General features: G+C 48.2%; 25 protein-coding genes. 8 read left to right on the top strand and 17 right to left on the bottom strand.

Translation table 11 applies throughout. From position 1 onward, the window contains the following. Positions 1–17: 17 nt before the first annotated feature. The 8 genes from W04_RS09160 to W04_RS09125 all read right to left on the bottom strand — a co-directional run bounded on the left by W04_RS09160 (position 18) and on the right by W04_RS09125 (position 6,914). A complete protein-coding gene (locus W04_RS09160; RefSeq protein WP_053910613.1) occupies positions 18–1,856 on the bottom strand; it encodes a DUF885 family protein in 1,839 nt (612 codons plus the stop codon). Positions 1,857–1,957: 101 nt separating this feature from the next. After that, positions 1,958–2,476: a DsrE family protein gene (locus tag W04_RS09155; protein WP_053910612.1), complete on the bottom strand. Its 519-nt coding sequence runs from the start codon at positions 2,474–2,476 to the stop codon at positions 1,958–1,960. 44 nt (positions 2,477–2,520) lie between these two features. Further along, positions 2,521–3,666, bottom strand: a complete 1,146-nt coding sequence (hemW, locus tag W04_RS09150) for a radical SAM family heme chaperone HemW (RefSeq protein WP_053910611.1) — start codon at positions 3,664–3,666, stop codon at positions 2,521–2,523. A gap of 3 nt (positions 3,667–3,669) precedes the next feature. Beyond that, positions 3,670–4,254 (bottom strand): XTP/dITP diphosphatase, encoded by a 585-nt coding sequence (locus tag W04_RS09145; protein ID WP_053910610.1) that lies wholly within the window; start codon positions 4,252–4,254, stop codon positions 3,670–3,672. 10 nt (positions 4,255–4,264) lie between these two features. Beyond that, the gene (locus W04_RS09140) at positions 4,265–4,702 is read right to left on the bottom strand and encodes a DUF4426 domain-containing protein (RefSeq protein WP_053910609.1); all 438 of its coding nucleotides are present in this window, start codon (positions 4,700–4,702) and stop codon (positions 4,265–4,267) included. A 104-nt stretch (positions 4,703–4,806) separates the two neighbouring features. Continuing rightward, a complete protein-coding gene (locus W04_RS09135) occupies positions 4,807–5,340 on the bottom strand; it encodes a YggT family protein (protein ID WP_022946320.1) in 534 nt (177 codons plus the stop codon). Between the two features lie 20 nt (positions 5,341–5,360). Beyond that, on the bottom strand, positions 5,361–6,182 hold the full coding sequence (gene proC / locus W04_RS09130) for a pyrroline-5-carboxylate reductase (protein WP_053910608.1): 822 nt from the start codon (positions 6,180–6,182) through the stop codon (positions 5,361–5,363). A 45-nt stretch (positions 6,183–6,227) separates the two neighbouring features. Beyond that, complete coding sequence (locus W04_RS09125; RefSeq protein WP_053910607.1) at positions 6,228–6,914, bottom strand: YggS family pyridoxal phosphate-dependent enzyme; 687 nt, start codon at positions 6,912–6,914, stop codon at positions 6,228–6,230. Positions 6,915–6,944: 30 nt separating this feature from the next. Here W04_RS09125 and W04_RS09120 point away from each other — a divergent pair, with 30 nt between their 5' ends. Genes W04_RS09120 through W04_RS09110 form a run of 3 tightly spaced genes read left to right on the top strand, consistent with a single transcriptional unit; the run spans position 6,945 to position 10,042 of the window. Beyond that, positions 6,945–7,994 (top strand): type IV pilus twitching motility protein PilT, encoded by a 1,050-nt coding sequence (locus W04_RS09120; RefSeq protein WP_022946317.1) that lies wholly within the window; start codon positions 6,945–6,947, stop codon positions 7,992–7,994. 13 nt (positions 7,995–8,007) lie between these two features. Continuing rightward, positions 8,008–9,141: a PilT/PilU family type 4a pilus ATPase gene (locus W04_RS09115; protein ID WP_022946316.1), complete on the top strand. Its 1,134-nt coding sequence runs from the start codon at positions 8,008–8,010 to the stop codon at positions 9,139–9,141. Then, on the top strand, positions 9,119–10,042 hold the full coding sequence (locus tag W04_RS09110) for a hypothetical protein (protein WP_231658092.1): 924 nt from the start codon (positions 9,119–9,121) through the stop codon (positions 10,040–10,042). The genes W04_RS09115 and W04_RS09110 overlap by 23 nt, the downstream gene beginning before the upstream one ends. Here W04_RS09110 and ruvX read toward each other — a convergent pair. The 6 genes from ruvX to W04_RS09080 are packed head-to-tail and all read right to left on the bottom strand — an operon-like array spanning position 10,002 to position 14,137. Next, positions 10,002–10,451, bottom strand: coding sequence for a Holliday junction resolvase RuvX (ruvX, locus tag W04_RS09105; protein WP_053910606.1), 450 nt, complete (start codon positions 10,449–10,451; stop codon positions 10,002–10,004). The two genes, W04_RS09110 and ruvX, sit on opposite strands and share 41 nt — an antisense overlap. Further along, complete coding sequence (locus tag W04_RS09100) at positions 10,448–11,005, bottom strand: YqgE/AlgH family protein (protein WP_053910605.1); 558 nt, start codon at positions 11,003–11,005, stop codon at positions 10,448–10,450. Before W04_RS09100 ends, ruvX begins: the two co-directional genes overlap by 4 nt. 14 nt (positions 11,006–11,019) lie before the next feature. Further along, a complete protein-coding gene (gshB, locus tag W04_RS09095; RefSeq protein ID WP_045979570.1) occupies positions 11,020–11,973 on the bottom strand; it encodes a glutathione synthase in 954 nt (317 codons plus the stop codon). Between the two features lie 54 nt (positions 11,974–12,027). Further along, positions 12,028–12,762, bottom strand: coding sequence for a 16S rRNA (uracil(1498)-N(3))-methyltransferase (rsmE, locus tag W04_RS09090; RefSeq protein ID WP_053910641.1), 735 nt, complete (start codon positions 12,760–12,762; stop codon positions 12,028–12,030). Positions 12,763–12,799: 37 nt separating this feature from the next. Beyond that, a complete protein-coding gene (locus tag W04_RS09085) occupies positions 12,800–13,228 on the bottom strand; it encodes a hypothetical protein (protein ID WP_053910604.1) in 429 nt (142 codons plus the stop codon). Between the two features lie 18 nt (positions 13,229–13,246). Further along, positions 13,247–14,137, bottom strand: a complete 891-nt coding sequence (locus W04_RS09080; protein ID WP_022946309.1) for a hypothetical protein — start codon at positions 14,135–14,137, stop codon at positions 13,247–13,249. Positions 14,138–14,208: 71 nt separating this feature from the next. Between W04_RS09080 and glnE the strand changes: the two genes are divergently transcribed. Beyond that, positions 14,209–17,022 (top strand): bifunctional [glutamate--ammonia ligase]-adenylyl-L-tyrosine phosphorylase/[glutamate--ammonia-ligase] adenylyltransferase, encoded by a 2,814-nt coding sequence (gene glnE, locus W04_RS09075; protein WP_053910603.1) that lies wholly within the window; start codon positions 14,209–14,211, stop codon positions 17,020–17,022. 6 nt (positions 17,023–17,028) lie between these two features. Here the strand turns inward: glnE and W04_RS09070 are convergent, their stop codons facing one another. From W04_RS09070 to tolC, 3 genes are all read right to left on the bottom strand, one after another. Next, positions 17,029–17,604, bottom strand: coding sequence for a TcpQ domain-containing protein (locus tag W04_RS09070; RefSeq protein ID WP_022946307.1), 576 nt, complete (start codon positions 17,602–17,604; stop codon positions 17,029–17,031). A 56-nt stretch (positions 17,605–17,660) separates the two neighbouring features. Continuing rightward, positions 17,661–18,587 (bottom strand): LpxL/LpxP family Kdo(2)-lipid IV(A) lauroyl/palmitoleoyl acyltransferase, encoded by a 927-nt coding sequence (gene lpxL, locus W04_RS09065; protein WP_053910602.1) that lies wholly within the window; start codon positions 18,585–18,587, stop codon positions 17,661–17,663. Positions 18,588–18,689: 102 nt separating this feature from the next. Then, positions 18,690–20,057: an outer membrane channel protein TolC gene (gene tolC, locus W04_RS09060; RefSeq protein ID WP_053910601.1), complete on the bottom strand. Its 1,368-nt coding sequence runs from the start codon at positions 20,055–20,057 to the stop codon at positions 18,690–18,692. A gap of 182 nt (positions 20,058–20,239) precedes the next feature. Between tolC and W04_RS09055 the strand changes: the two genes are divergently transcribed. From W04_RS09055 to W04_RS09040, 4 genes are read left to right on the top strand one after another with little or no spacing between them, the layout of a single operon-like run. Then, a complete protein-coding gene (locus W04_RS09055) occupies positions 20,240–20,866 on the top strand; it encodes an NUDIX domain-containing protein (protein ID WP_022946304.1) in 627 nt (208 codons plus the stop codon). Beyond that, positions 20,863–21,318 carry a DUF1249 domain-containing protein gene (locus tag W04_RS09050; RefSeq protein ID WP_045979564.1) on the top strand — a complete coding sequence of 152 codons (456 nt, stop codon included), beginning with the start codon at positions 20,863–20,865 and terminating at the stop codon, positions 21,316–21,318. The genes W04_RS09055 and W04_RS09050 overlap by 4 nt, the downstream gene beginning before the upstream one ends. Further along, positions 21,305–22,084 (top strand): metallophosphoesterase, encoded by a 780-nt coding sequence (locus W04_RS09045; protein ID WP_053910600.1) that lies wholly within the window; start codon positions 21,305–21,307, stop codon positions 22,082–22,084. Before W04_RS09050 ends, W04_RS09045 begins: the two co-directional genes overlap by 14 nt. After that, on the top strand, positions 22,069–22,653 hold the full coding sequence (locus W04_RS09040) for a YqiA/YcfP family alpha/beta fold hydrolase (RefSeq protein ID WP_045979562.1): 585 nt from the start codon (positions 22,069–22,071) through the stop codon (positions 22,651–22,653). Before W04_RS09045 ends, W04_RS09040 begins: the two co-directional genes overlap by 16 nt.

The raw sequence follows: 22,653 nt of genomic DNA, 5'->3' as shown, positions 1-22,653 counted from the left end.
CTACTGTTTCTCTTGCCTTATGCCTGCTTGCTAGCGACCCATTCGGCAACCATTTCTTCAAGTAGGTTCAGGGGTACTGGGCCATTCTTAAGCACGATATTGTGGTATTCACGAATATCGAATTTATCACCTAGCGCCTGTTTAGCTTGCTCGCGTAGCTCAACGATTTTCAGCATACCAATCTTATAAGCGGTGGCTTGTGATGGCATAACGATATGACGCTCAACCATTTTCACTGCGTCCGATGTCGCATTAGGGGTGTTATTGACGTAGTAGTCGATACCCTGTTGACGCGTCCAACGTTTAGCATGGATACCGGTATCTACAACCAAGCGGCATGCGCGCCAAAGTTCCATCGCTAAGCGGCCAAAGTCAGAGTAAGGGTCTTGATACAGCCCCATTTCTTTTGGCAACAGCTCTGAGTACAGTCCCCAGCCTTCGGTGTAAGCGGTAAAACGCCCGTATTTACGGAAGTTAGGCACGCCTTCGAGCTCTTGGGCAATGGCGATTTGCATGTGGTGGCCTGGGATCCCCTCGTGATAAGCCAAGGCTTCCAATTGATAGGTGGGCATGGCTTCCATGTCATACAAGTTAGCGTAGTAGACACCTGGGCGTGAGCCATCGGGAGCCGGCTGTTGATAGAAGGCTTTACCCGCTGACTTTTCGCGGAATGCTTCAACACGTTTTACTTTTAGTCCGGCTTTAGGTTTCACTAAGAACAGCTCATCGAGGCGTCCCTTCATGTCATCAATCACACGGATAGCTTCATTTAGGTATGCTTCGCGACCGGCTTCGGTATCAGGGTAATAGAACTGCTCATCGGTTTTCATAAACTCCATGAACGCTTTTAAATCGCCCTCGAAGCCCACTTTTTCTTTGATGGCGCGCATTTCATCATGAATACGCTGTACTTCCGCAAGGCCGATGGCGTGGATTTGTTCCGCACTTAAATCGGTGGTGGTGGTGCGCTCCAGCATGGTGTTATAAAAGGCTTTGCCATCAGGAAACTTCCAAGCACCGTCACGGTTATCGGCGCGTTTTTCAAGTTGCTGTAGGTAGCTGATTAAGCCGTTATATGCTGGCTTGACTGAGACTTGTAGCGCTTCGGTGGCTTCGGCAATTAAGGCGCTCTTATCGCCATTGTCGATATCTAGCTTGTCGACTTTGCGTTTAAAGTCGGCCAATAAGGTCGAGTCTTTATCACCACCGAAGGGGGCACCTTTAATGATGTTTTGGCTGGCTTCAATGACGTGTGGGAATACAAATTTCGGGGCAATGATGCCTTTGTCTGCGCGAGTTTGTAAATTGGTTTGTAGCTGTGTAAATAGCTTAGGCACCCCATTTAAACGAGCAATATAGGCTTTGGCATCCTCAACACTGCTGATTTGGTGTTGGTTGATAAGGAATGCTGCCACCATAGAGTGGGTGCCAAACATTTGGTTAACCGGGTAGTTATGGTAACGCCATTGGTAATCAGCGATGCTTTGCTCTAGGTTTTGTTGCATTAGGTCATAGCTGATCTGGGTATTTGCATCGAGCTTAGCGCGATCTATGGTCGCCAGCGTGGCGAGATCTTTTTTCGCTAACGCTAAATCCTCTTTAGCGCGTGCTTCGCTTTCATCGTCCCATTTGTCATAGTCTTTTTTAATGCCCATGTAGGTTTGATACACAGGGCTGCGCATCACATTACGGTTAAAGACTTCTTCGAAAAATGCATTGGCCTTTGCTACTTCCGATTGCACCACTTGCTGCTGTACTGGCGCACTGTTAGCAGTGCTGTTATTTGCTGGGGTGCCTTGGCAGCCAGCCAGTAGTGCGGCACTGACAGTGGCCGCGATTAGAGTGAGCTTACGCATAGTTAGATACCTATTTCACTTGTTGTTTTAATATTGCACATAGCGCCCAGTATCACAGTTGTTAGGCTAAATGCAGGACTGCGCTATTGGCTGCTATATCGCTAAAATGGATTCAGTGTATACCCTTGTTGTTGTAATTGTGCATGGGCGGTCATGGCAGAAAGGGCCATGCGGACCCCAGGCAACAACTGCTTAGCATTGATATTGTTGTGCTTTGCCGATTGGCCGCACACATACACTTGGGTATTATTTGCGAGCAGTTGGCGAATTAACGAAGCGTTGGCATTATCAGCGGCAAATCGCGCTTTATATTCACTGCTTTTGAGTACATCTTGGGTCGCATCGCCATGAACCACCAGTGCCAATGCGATATTTTTTGGATTCACGCCATGGGCCACATGCATATTTATAAACCGGGCTAATGAGTTGATGTGGTTATTTTGCTCACCAACCGGTGCCCCAGAGGCCACGTCAAAGGCAATTTTAAAGTGCACGTCCTGGCCAATAGGGTCACTCTCGGGCACCGGATAAAAGAGCCCAAAGTCTTTAATGATCGGCTCATTAGTGGCGCTGTGCGCCGTACCAGCCAACAGTGTTACTAGCAAAAACACCCACTTCATTGTGCTTATCCTTCTGTGTTTGTGGCTACTTTATAAGCCGAAGTTTAATCGTCAACAAAGAGCGCAAGTAACTCATTAAGGTAACGATGACCCTGAGCTGTGACTGTTAGTTGGGTATTATCTAATGCCATTAACCCTAGTTGCTGCGCTCGTTGTAGCTGCGGCTCAATATGCGATAACGCCAAGCCGGTCAGCTGGGCAAATTCAGCGATAGGGCAAGGTTCCATCAACCGCAAGCGGTTCATCATAAACTCAAATGGCCGCTCTTGTTCGCTGACTGACCAGTCGCGATACAAATATGGCTTGGTTAAATCCATATAGCCGCGCGGGTGCTTCACCTTCTCGGTGCGCACAATCTGCCCATCGGGCTTAGTTATTTTGCCATGAGCACCACAGCCTATGCCTAAATAATCGCCGAATCGCCAATAATTTAAGTTGTGTTGGCACTGATGTCCCGGCTTTGCATAGCCGGAAATTTCATACTGCTGGTAGCCCGCTTCGGCCAACAGTGTTTGCCCCCTTTCTTGGATTTGCCATAAGGTGTCGTCCTCTGGCAGGGTCGGGGGCTTGGAGTAAAATTGCGTGTTAGGCTCAATAGTAAGCTGATACCAAGAAATATGGGGGGGGTGCAGCGCGATGATTTGTGCTAAGTCTGCTAATGCATCATCAATAGACTGGCCGGGGAGGCCATGCATCAAATCGAGGTTAAAGCTGCGAAGGCCAACATCATGGGCTTGTTTTGCCGCATTGATGGCTTCTTCTTGGCTATGAATGCGGCCTAAGGCAGTCAGCTTATCTTGTTGCATTGATTGCACCCCGATAGAGATGCGATTGACGCCGGCTTGAACATACTCACTGAAACGCCCCGCCTCAACTGTGCCTGGGTTTGCCTCCAAGGTTACTTCGGCATTTTCCTGCAAGGGAATGAGCGCTCTTACACCGTCAAGCAACTGTTGCATGGCCTGACCGGAGAGCAAGCTTGGCGTACCACCGCCAATAAAAATACTGTGAATAGGGCGTCCGCAGGCGAGCGGCGCGTCATTGCGCAGGTCGCCAAGCAGATGCTGGACATATTCTTGCTCAGGGATTTGTTGGCCTTTTTGCGCATGGCTATTAAAGTCGCAATAAGGGCATTTTTGGACACACCATGGGATGTGAATATATAAGCTCAAAGGTGGAAGATGTTGCACTGCTTAGCCTTTTAACGCGCTGAGTAAGTGGCGAAGTGCTTGTCCACGATGGCTCAGACGATTTTTTTCTTCCTTGCTTAGCTCGGCGCTGGTTTTATTTAAACCGTTCACCTTGAATACCGGGTCATAGCCAAAACCTTGGGCACCGCTGCGCGCTGAGGTGATTTCTCCTTCCCAAGAGGCCTGGCAGATTAATGGCAATGGGTCGTGTTGGTGGCGCACCAGCACTAACACACAACAAAAGCGGGCACTGCGTTGTTTTTTACCTTGCATGGCCGCGAGTAATTTATCTATGTTGTCGTCATCGTTGGCACTCGCCCCAGCATAGCGAGCGCTATACACACCGGGAGCACCATCAAGGGCATCAACAATCAATCCGGAGTCATCGGCGATTGCAGGGAGACCCGTTTCGGCGCTGGCATGGCGAGCCTTAATAATGGCGTTTTCAACGAAAGTAGTGCCAGTTTCTGCAACATCGCTTACCTGGAACTCACTTTGTGGTCTTATTTCAATATTTAGCTCGCTTAACAGCGCACTGAGCTCAGCAACTTTGCCTTTGTTACCTGTGGCTAGCACCCAAGTGGTCATGTATTCTCTCTTAGTGTTCGTACAACTTTTGATGGAAACGCAGCACTTCAACTGTGTTTCCTTGCGTTAAGGTTATTTCAAAGCGATAAACTTCTTCGTTATCAAAGCGCATTTGGGCTATGTAATAGATGCTCTCGCCTTCTTTAATTTCTTTAAAGGTTAACTGTTCTGTTTGACCGATGAGGTTTTTGGCGCTGCCTTGAATGTCGACGGCTTGGGCTTGGTTATTTTGTAATACCGAAATATTGATCAAGGCTCTGTCGCCAGCCCGTTCTAAGTCATAGTTACGCGCAACTTCTGCGGGAACGGATGTTGAGGGAAAAGCAATATAGTGTACTTGCCAGTGACCCAAGTTTTTAAATTGACCCCCTTGAACTTCGGCTTGCTCGCCATAGCTGGGGGAGATGCTGAGTATGCATAACAGCAATGCAGTGAACAGGGTTTTCATAATATGACTCCTGTGGTTGGGCGTTGGCCTTAGCTCGACCAACGCACTCTTTACCCTTAAGTGTACCAGAGATCAGCAAAGCCGGGGCTTGCTGCGAGTTCAGGTTAGCCGATAAAGTCCATAAACAAAATTTGTAAGAACTGTAAGGCGATAATCAAGACAAGGATAGAAAGATCCAAGCCACCAAGAGGTGGGATCACCTTGCGTATCGGTCTTAGCATGGGTTCAGTAAGTTGATGGAAAATCGCTTCTATGGGGTTGTAACCTTGGCTGACCCAGCTCAAAATGGCGCGAATAATGAGTACCCAGAACAGTAAGTTAAGACCTTCTTTAACGACTGTTAGAGCGCCGGAGATAAGCACCGTAGGGGCACTCCAGCCGCCATGGAACATCATCAGAAGCACACTGACCTTGGCAAAGGCAACAATGAATGCCAGCACCAGTGAAGCGATATCCAAACCGCCAAAACCGGGGATGATTTTACGTAATGGGTTCACTGCAAAACTGGTGGCCTTCACCACAAATTGACTCAGCGGATTATAGAAATCCGCTCGCACAGCCTGCAGCCAAAAGCGCAACAGCACCACCATTAAAAATAGATCGAATACGATCCCAACAAGAAATTGCATGGCATTCATGAGCTTAGTCTCTTCGCAAGTTAAATTTCTTTTTCCATCTCTTGGGCACGGGCAATACAGGCATCCATGGCTCCGGCAACAGTCTGTACTAGGCCTTGGTCTTTTAAGTGCTCAACGGCAGCGTGGGTGGTACCGCCTTTGGAGGTGACGTTAGCGCGCAGTTGCGAAATGCTAATATCGTCCTGCGACAAGGCCATCTCCGCTGCACCCAAAGCTGTTTGTTGTACTAGTGCTCGAGCTTGTTGCTCATCAAAGCCCAGTGCCTTAGCTTTTTCTTCAATAGCTTCCATAAATAAGAAGAAGTATGCAGGTGAAGAGCCAGTAACAGCAATAATGTTGTTAATTTGCGTCTCTTCATCAACCCATACAGCGATACCGGTGCATTCAAATACACTTTGAATAAAGTCCCGTTCTTGCTCGTTGATACCTTCCGCATACAGGCCTGATACACCACGGCCCAATAATGAAGGCGTGTTTGGCATGCAGCGCACCATTTTCACTGGTTGGCCGAGCATTTCTTGTAAGCGCGCAACAGTAATGCCCGCCGCCACGGAAATAAACACTTTGTCGCTAAAATCAACACCAGCATCAATAAAACTCTGCGCTAAATCCGCCATCATTTGTGGCTTAACCGACAACACGATGACATCGGCCTTTTTAATCGCTTCAACGTTATCCGAGGTGGTTTGTACACCAAAGTCAGCGGCGACCTTCGCGAGTTTTTCCTGATTACGGTTGGTAGCAATAATGCGTTCTTTCGCAAAACCGTTTTTCACCATGCCGCCAATAATGGCGTAGCTCATGTTTCCAGTACCAATAAACGCGATGGTTTTTTGTGACATATAAACCTCAACTTGTTGTGTTATTAGAATATACGATTCAACGTCCTAGATGCGCTCTCCAAATATAGCAGTGCCCACTCGGACCATGGTTGAACCGGCGGCGATGGCCGCATCCACATCAGCACTCATGCCCATGGACAAGGTATCTAGCTGTGGATATTGGGTCTGTAGTTTATCAAAGCAAGCCTTTAATTTCTCGAAAGATTGCAGTTGCGCATCGAAACTGTCGGTTTTTGCCGGGATTGCCATTAATCCGCGCAGGTGCAGCTGTCGACTATTGTCAACGAGTTCAGCCAACTGCGGCAATTGTGCTACTGAACAGCCAGACTTATTGTCGTCGTTATCGATATTCACTTGAATGAGAATATTGAGCGGTTTCATATTCGTGGGGCGCTGCTCATTTAAGCGCCGAGCAATTTTTTCCCTATCAACGCTTTGCACCCAATGGAAGTGCTCGGCAATCGCTTTGGTTTTATTACTCTGAATGGGGCCTATAAAATGCCATACTATTGTCTTATGGTCGTTCAGTGCTTGCACCTTCTCAACACCTTCTTGGACATAGGATTCAGCAAATTCTCGGTGACCATGATCAAAAGCCGCTAAAATATCTTCTAAGGGTTTTTTCTTAGAAACGGCGATTAAAGTGATGTCTTTTTCATCGCGATTGCATTTTTTTGCCGCCGTAGCGATTCGGGCGTAGGCGGCATCGAGTCGTTCTGCTATTGTAACCATAAAGTTATCAGTTAGTTGTGGAGTCCTGTTATGGATATTACTGAATTATTGGCCTTTAGTGTGCAACACAAGGCCTCGGATTTACACCTTTCAGCCGGTGTATCGCCGATGATTCGTGTCGACGGCGACGTGCGCCGTATTAACATTCCCGTGCTTGAGGCCAAGGAAGTCAGCGGCCTTGTCTACGACATTATGAACGATAAACAGCGCAAAGAATACGAAGAAAACCTAGAAGTGGATTTCTCGTTCGAGGTTCCTGACTTGGCGCGTTTTCGTGTTAACGCCTTTAATTCTAACCGAGGCCCAGCAGCGGTGTTTCGTACCATCCCCAATGAGGTGCTGACCTTGGATGATTTGGGTGCGCCGGAGATATTTAAAACCATCTCGGAAAACCCACGTGGTCTGGTATTGGTGACTGGGCCAACAGGTTCTGGTAAATCAACCACCTTGGCGGCGATGATTGATTACATCAATAAATCACGCCACGACCATATCCTCACCATAGAGGACCCGATAGAATTCGTACACCAAAACAAGCTAAGCTTGATTAACCAGCGGGAAGTTCACCGTGATACGCACAGCTTTAACAATGCCTTGCGCAGTGCGTTGCGTGAAGACCCCGACGTTATCTTGGTCGGTGAGCTGCGGGACTTAGAAACCATTCGTCTAGCGATGACCGCCGCAGAAACAGGTCACTTAGTGTTTGGCACCTTGCACACCACCTCAGCACCAAAAACCATTGACCGTATCATTGACGTCTTCCCCGGTGAAGAAAAAGACATGGTGCGTTCGATGCTTTCAGAATCATTGCGTGCGGTTATCTCGCAAACACTGTTGAAAAAAGTGTCGGGCGGGCGAATTGCGGCGCACGAGATTATGATAGGTATTCCAGCGATACGAAACCTTATTCGTGAAGATAAAATCGCGCAGATGTACTCGTCGATTCAAACTGGCGCTGCGCATGGTATGCAGACCATGGACCAGTGCTTACAAAACTTGCTAAACCGTGGCCTTATCAGCACACAGGCAGCACAGGCGAAAGCCCATGATAAGACCCAATTCGGAATGTCGGGTCAGTAGTAGGATTAACACCATGATACAACCTTTAGCGCATTATTTGCAGAAGATGATCGCCTTGCAGGCATCGGATTTATTTGTTTCTACTCATTTGCCGGTCAGTGCCAAAGTGAATGGCGAGCTTACTCCCCTTGATGACTATGTGCTCAGTGATGATGAGGCATTGACCTTGGTTGAGTCGGCAATGTCCGATAAACAAATCAATGAGTTTCACAACTCTAAAGAATGTAACTTTGCCATTGCCACCGATGAGGGGCGTTTCCGTATTTCGGCATTTTGGCAACGTGATCAGGCGGGGATGGTTATTCGTCGTATCGTTACCACCATACCCGATGTTAATGAACTCGGTTTGCCTTCAGTTCTTACCGATGTGATCATGAAAAAACGTGGTCTAGTGTTGTTCGTCGGTGGTACCGGCACCGGTAAGTCAACCTCATTGGCGGCACTGCTGGGTTATCGTAACCGCAACCAAAAAGGCCATATCCTCACCATTGAGGACCCAATTGAATTCGTCCACGAGCATAACAAAAGTATCATTACCCAACGTGAGGTTGGACTTGATACCGAGAGTTTTGAGGCTGCACTGAAGAGCTCGCTGCGTCAGGCGCCGGATGTGATTCTAATTGGTGAGATCCGCTCGCAAGAAACCATGGAATATGCGTTAAGCTTCGCTGAAACGGGCCACCTGTGTGTTGCTACCTTGCACGCCAACAATGCCAACCAAGCCATTGACCGTATTATGCATTTGGTGCCCAAGGAAAAGCACGACAAGCTCAAATATGATTTAGCCCTTAACTTGCGCGCTATTATTGCTCAGCAGCTGATCCCTACCACAGATGGTAATGGTCGTGTGGCAGCGATTGAGGTGTTACTAAACTCACCGATGATTGCCGAGCTGATCAAAAAAGGCGAAATCGGCTCCATCAAAGAGGTGATGGCTAAGTCCAAAGAAATGGGCATGCAAACCTTCGACCAAGCGCTGTTTGATCTGTACAAGCAAAATCTTATCAACTACGCCGATGCACTGCACCACGCTGACTCACCGAACGATCTTCGTTTGATGATTAAGCTTCGTAACAACGAACAACAAGGTGCAGGCTTCCTACAAGGGGTAACGGTGGACGGCCTTGGCGACGATAGCGATAGCTAAACGCTCAAGCGTAAGAAGTATCAGGGCGTTTTTTTACGCGCTGATACTCACCGTGCTACTGCCCGCTCAGGGCAGGGAGCAAAGTATTGACATCTATTTGCGTGATGATGTTTATACCGATTATGTGGCCTTTCTGGCTGGGCGCTCGCCCTTAGCCGTTAGCGACTTTAGCGGTAAGCGTGTGCGTCGGGATGTGGTCGATATGATAGTAGCGCAGCAAGCGCTGCGTCTAGGCGGCTTTGAGTACTCGTTTAATTACCGTGTCGGCAAGATTAATTTTCGTAATACGCGGTTGCTGGAACAAGGTAAATTATTAATTAGCTTTGATACCTATTGGCGTGCTGATGCGCTAATGCTTAGTGAAGCGGTTTTTGTCAGCGATGCGGTGATCCGTCAAGGTGAGTATTATGCGGGAATTTATAGTCACCCAGATAACACGCGAGTGCAGGGTATAACATCGCTGGCCGATATGACTGCACTCACCGCTGTATCCACGCCGCGCTGGCGCAGTGATTGGCGTACCTTGCAGGCACTGCCGTTAAAACGCATGATTAAAGAAGATGAATGGTTATCGCAAGCGCGTATGGTGTCAATGCAGTGGGTCGACTTTATGTTGATGCCACTGATGCCTCAGTATAATAATCATTACCAACTGGATAACATATCACTGAAGGCGCATCCGCACTTTGTTGTGCAAATAAAAGACAGTCGCCACTTCGTCGTGTCTCGTAATCACCCCCAAGGTCAGCAGGCTTTTAAAGCACTCCAAAAAGGGCTGGCCAAACTGCGCGAGCAGGGCCGAATTCGAGCAGCTTACGAGCAAGCGGGGTTTATACCTGATTTATCGCAGATGGCAGTGCTTAATAGCCCCCTTGAGCGGCAAAAAAGCTCTCCAGAATAAGCACCGCAGAGGCATTATCAATATTGCCTTTACTTAGGTTTCGGTAGCCGCCCTCGGCGAATAGCTGTTCCTTGGCGGCGGCCGTGGTTAGTCGTTCATCTTGGGTTTGTACTGGCAACCCCGTTTGATTGTGCAGGCGATTAGCAAACTTACGTGCCCGGCGCGTGAGCTCTTGCTCGCTGCCATCCATATTCAGTGGTAAACCTACTACTAACAAGTCTGGCTGCCATTCATCGACCAGCGCCCGAACATCATCCCAATTAGGAATACCATCTCGAGCCTTAATAGCGCGCAGGCCATTGGCGGTACCGGTTAACTCTTGGCCGATGGCGGCGCCAATACTCTTGGTACCAAAATCAAAGCCTATTACACTGCGTTGGCCCATTTTTAAGCCTGAGAACTCACTCATGCGTGACCCGCCTCCAAACTGAGCTTATTCGCATCAATCCCCATAAGTTCTAAAGCTTTATGCCAGCGCTCGTTGATGGGGGTATTGAAAATAACCTCGGGGTCGGCTTCCATAATTAGCCACGAGTTTTCCAACAGCTCTTGCTCTAACTGACCCTCAGACCAACCGGCATAACCTAAGGTGATGATAAATTGCTCCGGCGCATCCTCGGTGGTGAGACTCGCAAGGACGTCTTTGGAGGTGGTGATCATTATCTCGGAGCTTAAACTTTGCGATGACGCGTAGCCCGGCTTAGGCGTATGCAACACAAAGCCTCGGTCAGTTTTTACCGGTCCGCCAGCAAACACCTGGCGTCCAGCGGCTTGTTGGCTTTTATCGTTGTCGATGTCTATTTTGTCCAATAACTCGCCCACCGTGACATCAATAGGTTGGTTAATTACCAAACCCATGGCGCCTTCGTCGTTATGCTCGCAAATATAGGCCACTGCGTGTTTGAAAAATGGCTCTTGTAACGAGGGCATGGCGACCAAAAAGTGGTTGGTTAATGACTGCATAGACATCTCCACGATTAAGAGGTTGTTAAATTGCGCTCAAGCGCGTCAAAAAACAATGCGGTGACAGAAAAGTTGCTCTCAGCCTCTATTTCTTTAACGCATGTTGGCGCGGTAACGTTCACTTCAGTGAGTTTGTCACCAATAATATCCAGACCCACAAATAATAGTCCCTTGGCCTTTAGCGTTGGCGCCAGTGTCTCAGCGATACGGCGCTCATCATCGGTCAGAGGGCGCACCTCACCGCGACCACCAGCGGCAAGATTGCCTCGCGTTTCGCCTTTTTGAGGAATACGCGCTAAGCAGTAGGGAACCACTTCGCCATCAACGACTAGTACTCGTTTGTCGCCGTCTTTAATGGCGGGAATATAGTTTTGGATCATAGCATAACGCTTGCCATGCTCAGTCAGGGTCTCGATGATCACACCGATATTGGCGTCGTCTTCTTTGACTCGAAAGATAGAGGCGCCGCCCATGCCATCGAGTGGCTTCATAATGATGTCACCATGTTCAGCCAAAAAGGCGCGGATCTGCTTCGCCGAGCGGGTCACTAAGGTGTCTGGCGTAAATTCGCTAAACCAGGCGGTATAAAGCTTTTCGTTGGCATCACGCAAGCTTTGCGGTTTATTAACGACTAAGGCGCCGGCCAGTTCTGCGCGCTCTAAGATATAGGTGGCGTAGATGTATTCGGTATCAAAAGGTGGGTCTTTGCGCATTAAAATAATATCGAGATCGCCCAAGGCAATATCCTGTTGCGGCGCTAAGTCATACCACTTCTCGGCATTATCAAACACATGGGCGCGAGCAGCGTGAGCAAAAGCTTCACCTTGGCGCAGAAACAGATCGTCCATTTCCATATAATACAATTCATAGCCGCGCTTTTCGGCTTCCAGCATCATTGCAAAGCCGGTGTCTTTTTTAATATTAAACCCAGAAATTGGGTCGCTGATAATGCCCAGTTTAATTGCCATTGCTCTACTCGTTTAATCAATCTAATTATTTTATGGGGTTGGCGCGCAGTAAATTCAATTCGCTAAATCGCCAAACTGCATCTGTAACGCACTTAAGACCGTTAAAGCCGCCGTTTCTGTGCGCAAGACGCGTGGACCTATGCGAATATCCATAAAGCCATGCTCATGACTGCTGTGGATCTCTGCATCGCTAAAGCCGCCTTCAGGGCCAACTAAAAAGCGCACGCCTGCACTTGGCGGTGGCATCGTTTTAATGCTGTGCTGGGCGCGAGGATGTAACGTAAGCTTAGTGGCGTCGCTCGGCTGGGTTAGCCATTGCTCAAGAGCGATTGGCGGGTGAATGGTGGTAATACGATTACGACCACATTGCTCGGCTGCGGCGATGGCGATTTTCTGCCATTGTTGATGCTTCTTTGCTAAGCGCTCGCCATTGAGCTTAACCCCACAGCGCTCGCTAAATAGCGGAGTAATTTCGCTCACCCCGAGCTCCACCGACTTTTGAATGGTAAAGTCCATCTTATCGCCACGGGAGATCACTTGCCCAAGATGGATAGCAAGGGGGGATTCACATTCACTATCGATAAACTCTATACAGCGAACGGTCACGTATTTTTTGCTGCTATCAACGATTTCACAGTGATATTCACCGCCGTGGCCGTTAAACAGTCGCAGTTGATCGCCAACTTGCATGCGCAACACACGGCCTACGTGCCCAGCTGCATCATCACTTAAATTAAATTCTGTACCTAAAGCGCCTATGGTCGGCTCGAAAATATGCGGAATTCTCATTACGCTGTCCATCATCAGGATTTTGCGACAGTCTAAACTAGTCGCCTAAATGCGCAAGTATATCAGGATCCTGATTACAACTGAGGTGATTCTGGTGATAGGGCGTAGTCAGCGGTGTAAGGTGGTAGTCAGCGCCTTGCTTATTAATTAATAACCGGTTTTCATGTAACGAATCAATGACCCATTTAAAGGAATTGCTGGCACTTTCATAGGCGCAGGCAAATACCAGCACGCCAGCAACGCTATGGTGTCGCGAGGCGTAACTTGATAATTCAGCTACACTGATTTCGTTATCAAAGTCACAATAACAATAATCCTTTACCTGCTGGTCAAACATAAGCTTAACCATATGACGGGTGTTCGCTCCAGCAACTATCACTCCGTGCGCATCGGGATTAGCGCAAAAGGCTCGGCTCAACAGCGGATCGCTGTCGATGAGTAAATAGTTGCTAAGGTCCTTATCCATTCATTCTCTCCGTTGCCACTAGGCGAAAAACTGAATCAGCAAATAGCCCATGGCACAGTATACAGAAAACACCACTGCAGCAATGCCAACATTGTCTTGGTGATCAACCTCGACCCCGGTGTCGACACGATAAAGTACGATCAACAACACGGCGCGAGCCATGGCATTGACCAATAACCACATCAGACCGCAGTGCACAGCCAATGTAAAGACATTTTCTACCATCTTGCCGCTGTAGTAATTGGCGCTGGCTAGACCTGCGTAAAGGGCCAGAGCCATGCCTACAGATTTGCCTGCGTAACGAATACCGATTGAGGTATTTTCCAAGTTAAAGTTACTTTGCAGCGATGCGCCTTGGTTTACCTTAGCAAAGCGAGCTTCGCGCACTTTGCTATCTAGGGCAAATAAGCCCTGCAAAAATAAGAAGTTTACAAACACCACAAGCAAAGAATACATGCTGTTAGTTTGAGACCAACTGACCAAACCTATAACCACAATGCTATTTCCTAATAACATTCCCGAGTCGACTAAGGCGGCGCACACGTTCTGCTTTAAAATAGCCTTCTCTTCATTAAAACGACTGAGAATCCATTTTCGATGAATAGCTTGACCAACTTTTGTAAAAAGTAGCATCAGTATTAGCAAAAGGGGTACTTTCCACGGCTCTTCGCGCATCACCGTCAGTGAAAAGTCATCCACTAGGTAGCCGATAATCAGCACTAACGAGAGCAGGTAACTGGCATAGCTAATTCCCAGCGCAAAGTTATCACGCTGGGCGAGCTCTTCTTTTAAGGCCTGCCGCGCTCTGACTTGGGTGTAAATACGCAGTGCAAACAGCACCGCAGCAATAGCTACGAAGCTAATAGCAAAGGTATATAAGGACTCGTTTGACAAAGAAAAATACGTCATACTGGCAGCCGAAAAGGAACTTTGTTTTCATTCTAGTACGGTTGGCCCTAACTTAAAAGAGAGCGGTATCTATGCCTGCACCTTCTGGTTTTAATTCGCAATTACAGCAACTTGGTAAAGATCGCTATGAGCAGATATATGGCGACACAGAAATAGATAACGATTTGTTGCAACTGCTAGCGCTTAGCGACTTTGCCTACGATGTACTCAGTACCCATAAACAGTGGGGAGCGTGGCTTGTTGACCCCGAGCAACAGCAGTGTCGTGCGGTGCCGGATCCTTTGCCGCAGCAGTTAAGCGATGTGTCAGAAACTCAGGCATTGACCATGTTGCGTCGTTACCGCCAGCAGTATTGGCTAAAGGTTGCTTATCTCGATTTGGTATACGGCAACGACATCGCTGACTCCATGGCTTATGTGTCTGCTTTAAGTGATACGCTGATAGACGCAGCCAATCGATGGGCCTTCGCTCAGGTAGCCAAAGTTAATGGCGCGCCTGTGGACGAACATGGCCACCCGATCGCCATGATGATTTTAGGTATGGGCAAGTTGGGCGGAAAGGAGCTTAATTACTCGTCCGATATCGACCTTATCTTCACTTACCCCCTTAACACCCCCACCCAAGGTGGGCGGCGCAGTATTGAAGCGCAGGTGTTTTACACTAAGGTGGCGCAAAAAGTGATTGCTGCCTTAGACCAACATACCGTAGATGGGCGAGTTTTTCGCGTCGATATGCGTCTGCGTCCCTTTGGTGACAGTGGTCCTTTAGTCATGAGCTTTTCGGCTATGGAGGCGTACTATCAAGAGCAAGGCCGAGAGTGGGAGCGCTACGCTATGCTCAAAGGCCGACTCATTCACGCGCCATGTAATTATGTGCATGAGTTTAACGAGATGCTAAGACCGTTCGTTTATCGCCGATATATTGATTTCTCAGTGATTGAATCATTGCGCAAAATGAAATCACTGATTGCCCAAGAGGTGCGCCGTAAAGGCTTACAAGACAATATCAAGTTGGGCGCTGGTGGTATTCGAGAAGTGGAATTTATTGTTCAGGCACTGCAGCTGATCCGAGGAGGTCGAGAGCCGCAACTACAAACTCAAAGCTTAGCTAAAGCGTTGGCAGCACTGACAGAGCTCGGGGTTTTTACTGACGAGCAACAGCAGCAACTATGGCAAGACTATGCGTTGCTGCGCCAGGTAGAACAATACCTGCAAGCCTTTAATGATGAGCAGACCCAGCAATTACCGCAGTCACAACGTGATTGGCTGCGATTAAATACATTGCTCAATCAAGCTAACGAAGAACACAGTCGTGCAGTTATTGAGGCGGCGATGGGGCGCATACGCGATGAGTTTGAACAAGTCATTGGCTTTGAGCCAGAGCAGGGTGATGACTTGGATGACAGCTATACCCTGGCGTGGGAGCATAACGATACCGAGGCCCTCAGTGATGTGATTGCCAATGCCCAGCAGCGTATGAGCTGGCAGGGACCCCTGAATCACTTTCATGAGCGCGTAAGCAAACAGCCTATAGGTAAACGTGGCAGAGACACACTGGATAAATTAATGCCCCATGTGTTGCAACAGCTGCAGCATGCTCACGCATGTGGTGAAGTCGTGGCCTTGGTCACCAATGTGCTCGATAAAATTATGTCGCGCACCGCCTATTTAGAGTTACTACTTGAAAACCCAGGGGCTCTCCAGCAATTAGTACGCTTATGTGCGCACAGTCGTTGGATTGGCGAACATATTGCTCATTATCCGATTCTGTTGGATGAGCTTATTGACCCTGCGGAGCTTTACAACCCTTTCCCTTTGGATGCCTATAGTAACGAGATCCGCCAATATTTTTTACGCATTGATGAGCATGACTTAGAAATGCAGATGGAGGCGCTCAGGCAGTTTAAGCAAACCCAGCAATTACGTATCGCTGCGGCGGATGCGACCGGTGCGTTGCCAGTAATGAAAGTCAGCGACCACCTCAGCGCGTTAGCGGAGGCGATTATAGAGCAAGCAGTTAACCTTGCCTGGCAGCAAATGGTGGCGCGCTTTGGCAAAGTCCCCGGCACCGATGAGCAACATAAGGGCTTTGCCGTAATAGCCTACGGTAAGGCGGGCGGATTGGAGTTAGGTTATGACTCTGACCTCGATTTAGTTTTTGTTCACAACCACGATGGCGACAGCAGCACCGACGGTGATAAGTCGATTTCCGCACGGCAGTTTTATTTAAAACTAGCGCAGCGCTTGATGCACCTGTTTAACACGCGCACCAGCTCCGGCATTTTATATGAACTCGATACCCGCTTGCGCCCTGAAGGGTCATCTGGCTTGTTAGCCATCAATATTGAGAGCTTTCTTCACTACCAGCAAACTCAAGCTTGGACTTGGGAGCATCAAGCCTTGGTGCGTGCCCGCATGGTGTATGGAATCAGCGCGCTACGCCAGCGATTTAGTGAAATCCGTATAGAGATATTAGCGCAAGCGCGGCAGATAGCATCGCTTCGCGACGACGTGACCGCCATGCGGGAAAAAATGCGGCGGCATTTAAACCGGGAAAACGAGTTTATGCTTGATTTGAAGCAGGGTGTTGGTGGGATGACCGATATTGAATTCATCACTCAATTTTTGGTTTTGGCCCATGCGCACCACCATCCAGCATTACTCGAGTATTCAGATAATATCCGCATTTTGGAAACGGCGGCGCACTGTGGCTGTATCAGCGAACGTCAGACGCAGCAGCTTATACACGCTTATTGCCACTATCGGGGCTTATATCATGTACTGAGTTTACGCAATCAAGAGAAAATGGTTGCCAAAATAGAGCTGCAAGATGAAATCGCCTCGGTCAGCCAAATCTGGGAGCAACTTTTTGCTGCTCCCAAATGAGGGGCATTAAGCGCGAGACATCTTTTTACAGTTTTCGCGAATATAAGGTGAGGGGCGCTCGGTGATCACGGCCGCGCGCTCGCGGTGGCAATAGAAGGTCTGTACCTCGTATTCAAAATCACTGTCAATCGCTTTGCCCACTTGGTAGAGCGTTGATACAAAAGTGTCGTCTACGCGAAAAGGGTGCTTCACTACGTAGTCTTTATTTAAGTACCAGTAAAAGGCGATACCTTCTTCTTTGGCGAAGTCAGACATCACCTTGCGCAGTGTAGCCCCAGCGGCAAAGCGACGACTTTTAACTTGCCCTTGCCAGCGAATATCGGTGGGTTGCACCACACCGACACGTTGCTCCAGCATGCGCGTGATGTCGTCTTTAGGCTCGCCCAGCTCGATAACATACTTTTCACGTTCAGTGGCATTGCGCACGGTATTTTTGATGTTAGCGTAAAATTGTGACAACCCTTTGGCGGCTGGGTTGCTGTCTTCCCTTACTTGAAATACAGGGCCATCGCCGAGTAAAAAATAGGCGGCGGCTAAAATAAGAATAAAAGCCAGTGATAAATGTTTAATCCAAAACCACATAGCTACTCCTGATGATGTTGTTATTGTTAAGCATAGTTGGTCATTGTTGTTATTGACTAGCGATAATAAGACGGTGCATGCTCGTCAGGGCGCGTCTTAAAGCGCCGGTGTAGCCACATATATTGCTCAGGTGCATTATTTATGGCTTGCTCCATACGCTGGTTTACTTGCGTGACATCATGCACATCATCGCCACTGGGGAAGTTCTCTAGCGGAGGTTGCACCGCGAGGTGGTATTTCCCCTGTGCGTCTCGGCGAGTCATAATGCTCAGTGTTCGGCAATGGCGACTATTTGCAAATAATAGTGTACCTGTGGTGGTTGCTGCCTCTTTGACGGCAAAAAAAGGCGCAAAAACACTGCGATTGCGGCCATAATCTTGGTCCGGCAGGTAGTAGCAAAACTTTTTATCTTTTAGCGCTTTAAGTAAAGACTTAACATCACGCTTTCCAACCAAATACTCGTTCGAACGCAAACGTCCCTTGGCGGTAAAGTAATCCATTAAGGCATTGTTATGGGGGCGATAAAAAGCCACGCCTTGGCGCTCTAATCCCATTACGCGAGAGGCCATTTCTAAATGCAGAATATGAGGCACCAATAACAGCACACCTTTACCGTCTTTATTGGCTTGATCTACATGCTCTAATCCGGTGATGGACCCCATCACTCGTTTTACTCGCCATGCGGGCCACCACCATGCCATGGCACTTTCAAAAATGGCCATGCCGGTGTTTTCCATATTCTTAAGCACCAACTCGGCGCGCTCGGCTTCTGTTAACTCTGGGTAGCATAAGGCAATATTGACTTCAGCAATTTTTCGGCGCTTTTTTACCAAGCGATGTACTAAACGACCGAGGGCACGACCAAGCGCAAGTTGCCACGACTGTGGTAACCAGCTAAGGGTATAAAGTAAGAAGATGGACAGCCAGCTTGGCCAGTACTTGGGGGTTAAGAAGGCAAGTTGGAAAGTTGCTTTGTTGACCACTGTAGTTATTGTTCACCGTTGTAGATGGCCAACAGTATACGTTATTCATACAACAAAGCCAGTGCTGGGCACTGGCTTTGCTTTGTTGAACTTTGCTTGAGCTTAGCTTTGTGCTTTTAAGCCTTGGTTGATGGCTTTTAAGTCGTCTGCTGTCAATGTGCCAGCCGCTTGTTTAAGGGCTAGGGTAGAGACCACGTAACGATAACGCACATCGGCAAGGTTACGCTTGGCGTTATACAGGTTTTGCGTACTGATGAGGACATCCACTATGGTCCGTGTGCCCACTTCAAACCCGGCTTCGGTGGCCTGTAAAGCACTTTCCGCAGAAACCACGGCTTGCTCCAGTGCTTTATAGGTAGCGATATCGGCAACCACTTGATTGTAAGAGGTAATGGTTGAGCGCGTCACGGCACGTAGGGTCGCTTCGAGATCTTCACTGGCGGCCACGTACAATGCTCGAGCTTGTTTCGTCGAAGCTAGGGTTGCACCACCTGAGTAAATAGGCAGGTTAAAGCTTACGCCGATAGCTGTTTGGTCTTCACGAGGTGTGCCATCACGCACGATAGTGGAGCCCATAGAGTTAAGCTCGGTATCGGTTAATGAATCGCCGTAGGAGGCATTGAGCTGCAAAGTAGGGTAGTGGCCACTCTGGGCTAAGTCGATTTGCTGCTTGGCAATATCAACCGATGCTTTAGCTACTTGTAATTCAAGGTTATTCTCTTTTGCTAAGGCAACAAAATCGGTGTTGGCTTTAGTCGGCTTAACAGTAGAGAAGGTCTCGGTATCAAGCTGCTCAAGCTTGGCATGGTACTTACCGGTAATTTCGCGAAGCTTTTCACGTGCTGTTTCAACGTCATTCTTAGCGACGATTTCACGGGCCACTGAGTTATCAAATTGTGCTTGCGCTTCATGTACGTCGGTAAAGGCGGTGAGGCCGACGGCAAAACGCTGCTTGGTTTGCTCGAGTTGACGCTCAATGGCACGCTTTTCTGCTTGCACAAATTCGAGGGTGTCAATGGCAGCAAGTACCTCAAAGTAGCCTTGAGCAACACGAATAATTAAAGCTTGTTGCGCTTGATCATAAACGGTCTTTTGCTGTAGTGCTTGTTTTTCGGCAATATCTAGTGAGCGCCATGCGCTGAGGTCGAAAATAGATTGGCTAAGGCTAATTTCGCGGGAAAAGGTGTCATTTTCTGACTCCACCTGAACCAAGTTATTAAGGTCGCCCACCGTTTGGAAGCCATCGCTTTCGGATTTGCGATAGCCCATGCTGAAGCCAAGTTGGGGCAACAGCGCGCTCAGTGCGCGGTCTGTGTTATGCTCTTGTGCCTGGGCATTGGCTTTAGCTTTTAATACAACGGGATCGTTCTCAAGTGCAATTTCGTACACCTGCATTAGGTCTTCAGCATGACTGTAAGTGCTAAAGCTGCAGCTCAATGCAATCAGCGTGGTCAGTAGTGTCTTTTTCATTATCAGTACAGTCCTTAGAATATTCAGCGAATTAGGAGCATGTTATCGTGTTTCTCGCTATTTGCGAAAAGCAAAAACGTAAATTGACTGCGCTTAAGTGTAACAGAATATAATTTTCGCGGAAGGGTAAACGCGACCGTTGACTTATAAACTTTTTGGCCAAGTGGGGTGGTGAGTATAAAATGAATAAAATCAATCAGTTCGATAAAGGTGATGTGACCATTGAGAGCACCGAAGAAGTGTTTAAAGGTTTTTTCAAAATCGATAAGTACCGTTTCAAACACGCATTATTTGCCGGTGGCACCAGTGCAACCATTGAGCGTGAAATATTTGAACGCGGTCATGCTGTGGCCGTGTTGCCTTATGATCCAGCAACGCGTTCGGTGTTACTCGTTGAGCAAATTCGCATAGGCGCCTTGGCAACCAAAGACAACCCCTGGCTATTAGAGTGTATTGCTGGCATGGCTGATGGCAGTGAAGATTACCCGGCGGTAGTGCGTAAAGAAGCGCAAGAAGAAGCGGGTTTGGAATTGCAGCAATTGGACTTCATGCTGTCATACCTTTCGAGCCCCGGCGGGACAACAGAGCGGTTGTATTTGTATTTAGCGCAAACTGATTTATCAGGAATCGGCGGCACGGTGCACGGGCTGGATGATGAAGGTGAAGATATAAAAGTACATGTGATGGCTGTTGATGAGGCAATGGCGCGCCTAAACAACGGGGAAATTGATAACGCCGCTACAGTGATTAGTCTACAATGGTTAGCACTCAATGAGCAGCGAATTCAACAGCAATGGGGCGCTGAGTGACAGTACAAAGAAAAGCAGGGTACATTCAATCCCTGCCTAAATACCTCACTTTGTGTGAGCGCAACTATGCCAACGTGATGCGGATTTTGCCCAGTGCTGGCACAACGGGCGCATCGCAGTTACTCACTATCGCTAATGAGCAATATGAGGTTGTGATTGAGCAGGCTGCCAAATACACCACTGATATTTGTATTACTCAAGTGCAAGGAGCGGTGGAGGGCCTATTCACACCGCCAATGAATGTCCGTATTTATCACGATGCCAAGGTCGCAGAGGTAGTGCATCCAAACTACCATACGCGTATTAAACCATCTTATGGTTACCCGAACCCGAAAATGCATCATAAAGACGAAAAATACCAAGTTAATGCGTTTTTGCATGACTGGTTGAGTTTTTGTATGTCACATGGTGAAGCGGTTTTAGATTGGGATTGTAACAGTGGCTTGGTTTGACCCCCCTTATTTTTGCCCTGCCAGCACTGAGCTAAACTTCGCGCATTTTACCGATGCGCATTTATTTGCGCAGCCGCAAGAGCAGTACTTTGGTGTGCGCACAGCGCAGCATTTGCAACAAACGCTAGCGGCCATGACCGCTGAGGCATTTGATTTTGTTGTTTTCGGTGGCGATCTTACCCAAGACCACAGCCCTGAATCTTATCAACTGTTTGCTGAGCTGGTGGCCAATAGCGCGTTGCAGTGCCCGGTATTTTGGGTACCGGGAAACCATGACGAGCTTAGCCAACTCAATGCGATGACAGAGGGGCAAATTCGTCCTGAAAAGCGCATTGAGCATGCTTGTGGCCAGGTTTTACTGATTAATAGCAAAGGCGATACACCGGCAGGGTGGGTGGCAGAGAACCATTTGACTGAGCTTGGTGATGCCATTGACACAGCCGCTTCTCAGCAGGTGTTTATTACCCATCACCATCCATTGCCTATTCACGGTTATTTAGATAAGCATATTCTTGAAAATGGTGATGCGTTATTGCAATGCATCGAGACGCGTAGTCGCAGCGCAACTGTGTTACATGGCCATACACACCATGATTACCACCATGATTACCAAGGTGTTGAGGTGTTCGGCACCCCTGCAACCTCGGTACAATTTGTAAAAAATGCAGCGAGTTGGCAGCAAGAAAATCTCGGCCCAGGGTATCGTCGCGTGCGTCTCGTGGCCAATAAAGCGCCCATCACAGAGGTCAAATGGCTCGCAAATTAATTTATATTCATGGCTTCAATAGTTCTGAGCGCTCCCACAAAGCAGTGCAGCTTGGTGAGCACTTACGTACTTGGCAGGGGCAATATATTGTGCCACGTCTCAGCCATGACCCAGAGCAGGCGATCGCCCACTTGAGCGCGTTGGTGGATGAAGACACCGCCTTAATCGGCAGTTCGCTTGGTGGCTTTTATGCTACGTATTTATCGCAGCGTTATCATTTACCAAGCGTGGTGATAAACCCTGCCGTACGCCCTTTTGAGCTGCTCGATGAGTATCGCGGGGTGCAGTACAACCCCTATCAAAATTATAGCTATGAGCTGAATCACACTCACATGCAGGCCTTGCAGGGGCTTTATTTACAGCAATTAACTTCCCCCGAGCTGCTGTTTTTGTTACAACAAGAAGGTGACGAAGTGCTACCCTATGAGCAGGCTGTCGCTTACTATCAAGGTTGTAAACAACAAGTAGAAGCGGGTGGCAACCACAGTTTTATTGGGTTTGAGCGCTACTTTGCCCATATAATGCAATTTCTGAATATCTCTCTAACCACTAAGGCCGTTAACGAATAA

Source organism: Pseudoalteromonas sp. SW0106-04 (genome assembly GCF_001293805.1).
Taxonomy (GTDB): domain Bacteria; phylum Pseudomonadota; class Gammaproteobacteria; order Enterobacterales; family Alteromonadaceae; genus Pseudoalteromonas; species Pseudoalteromonas ruthenica.
Note: the sequence above shows the minus strand (reverse complement) of the source record. Positions and strands in the feature narration are given on the sequence as shown.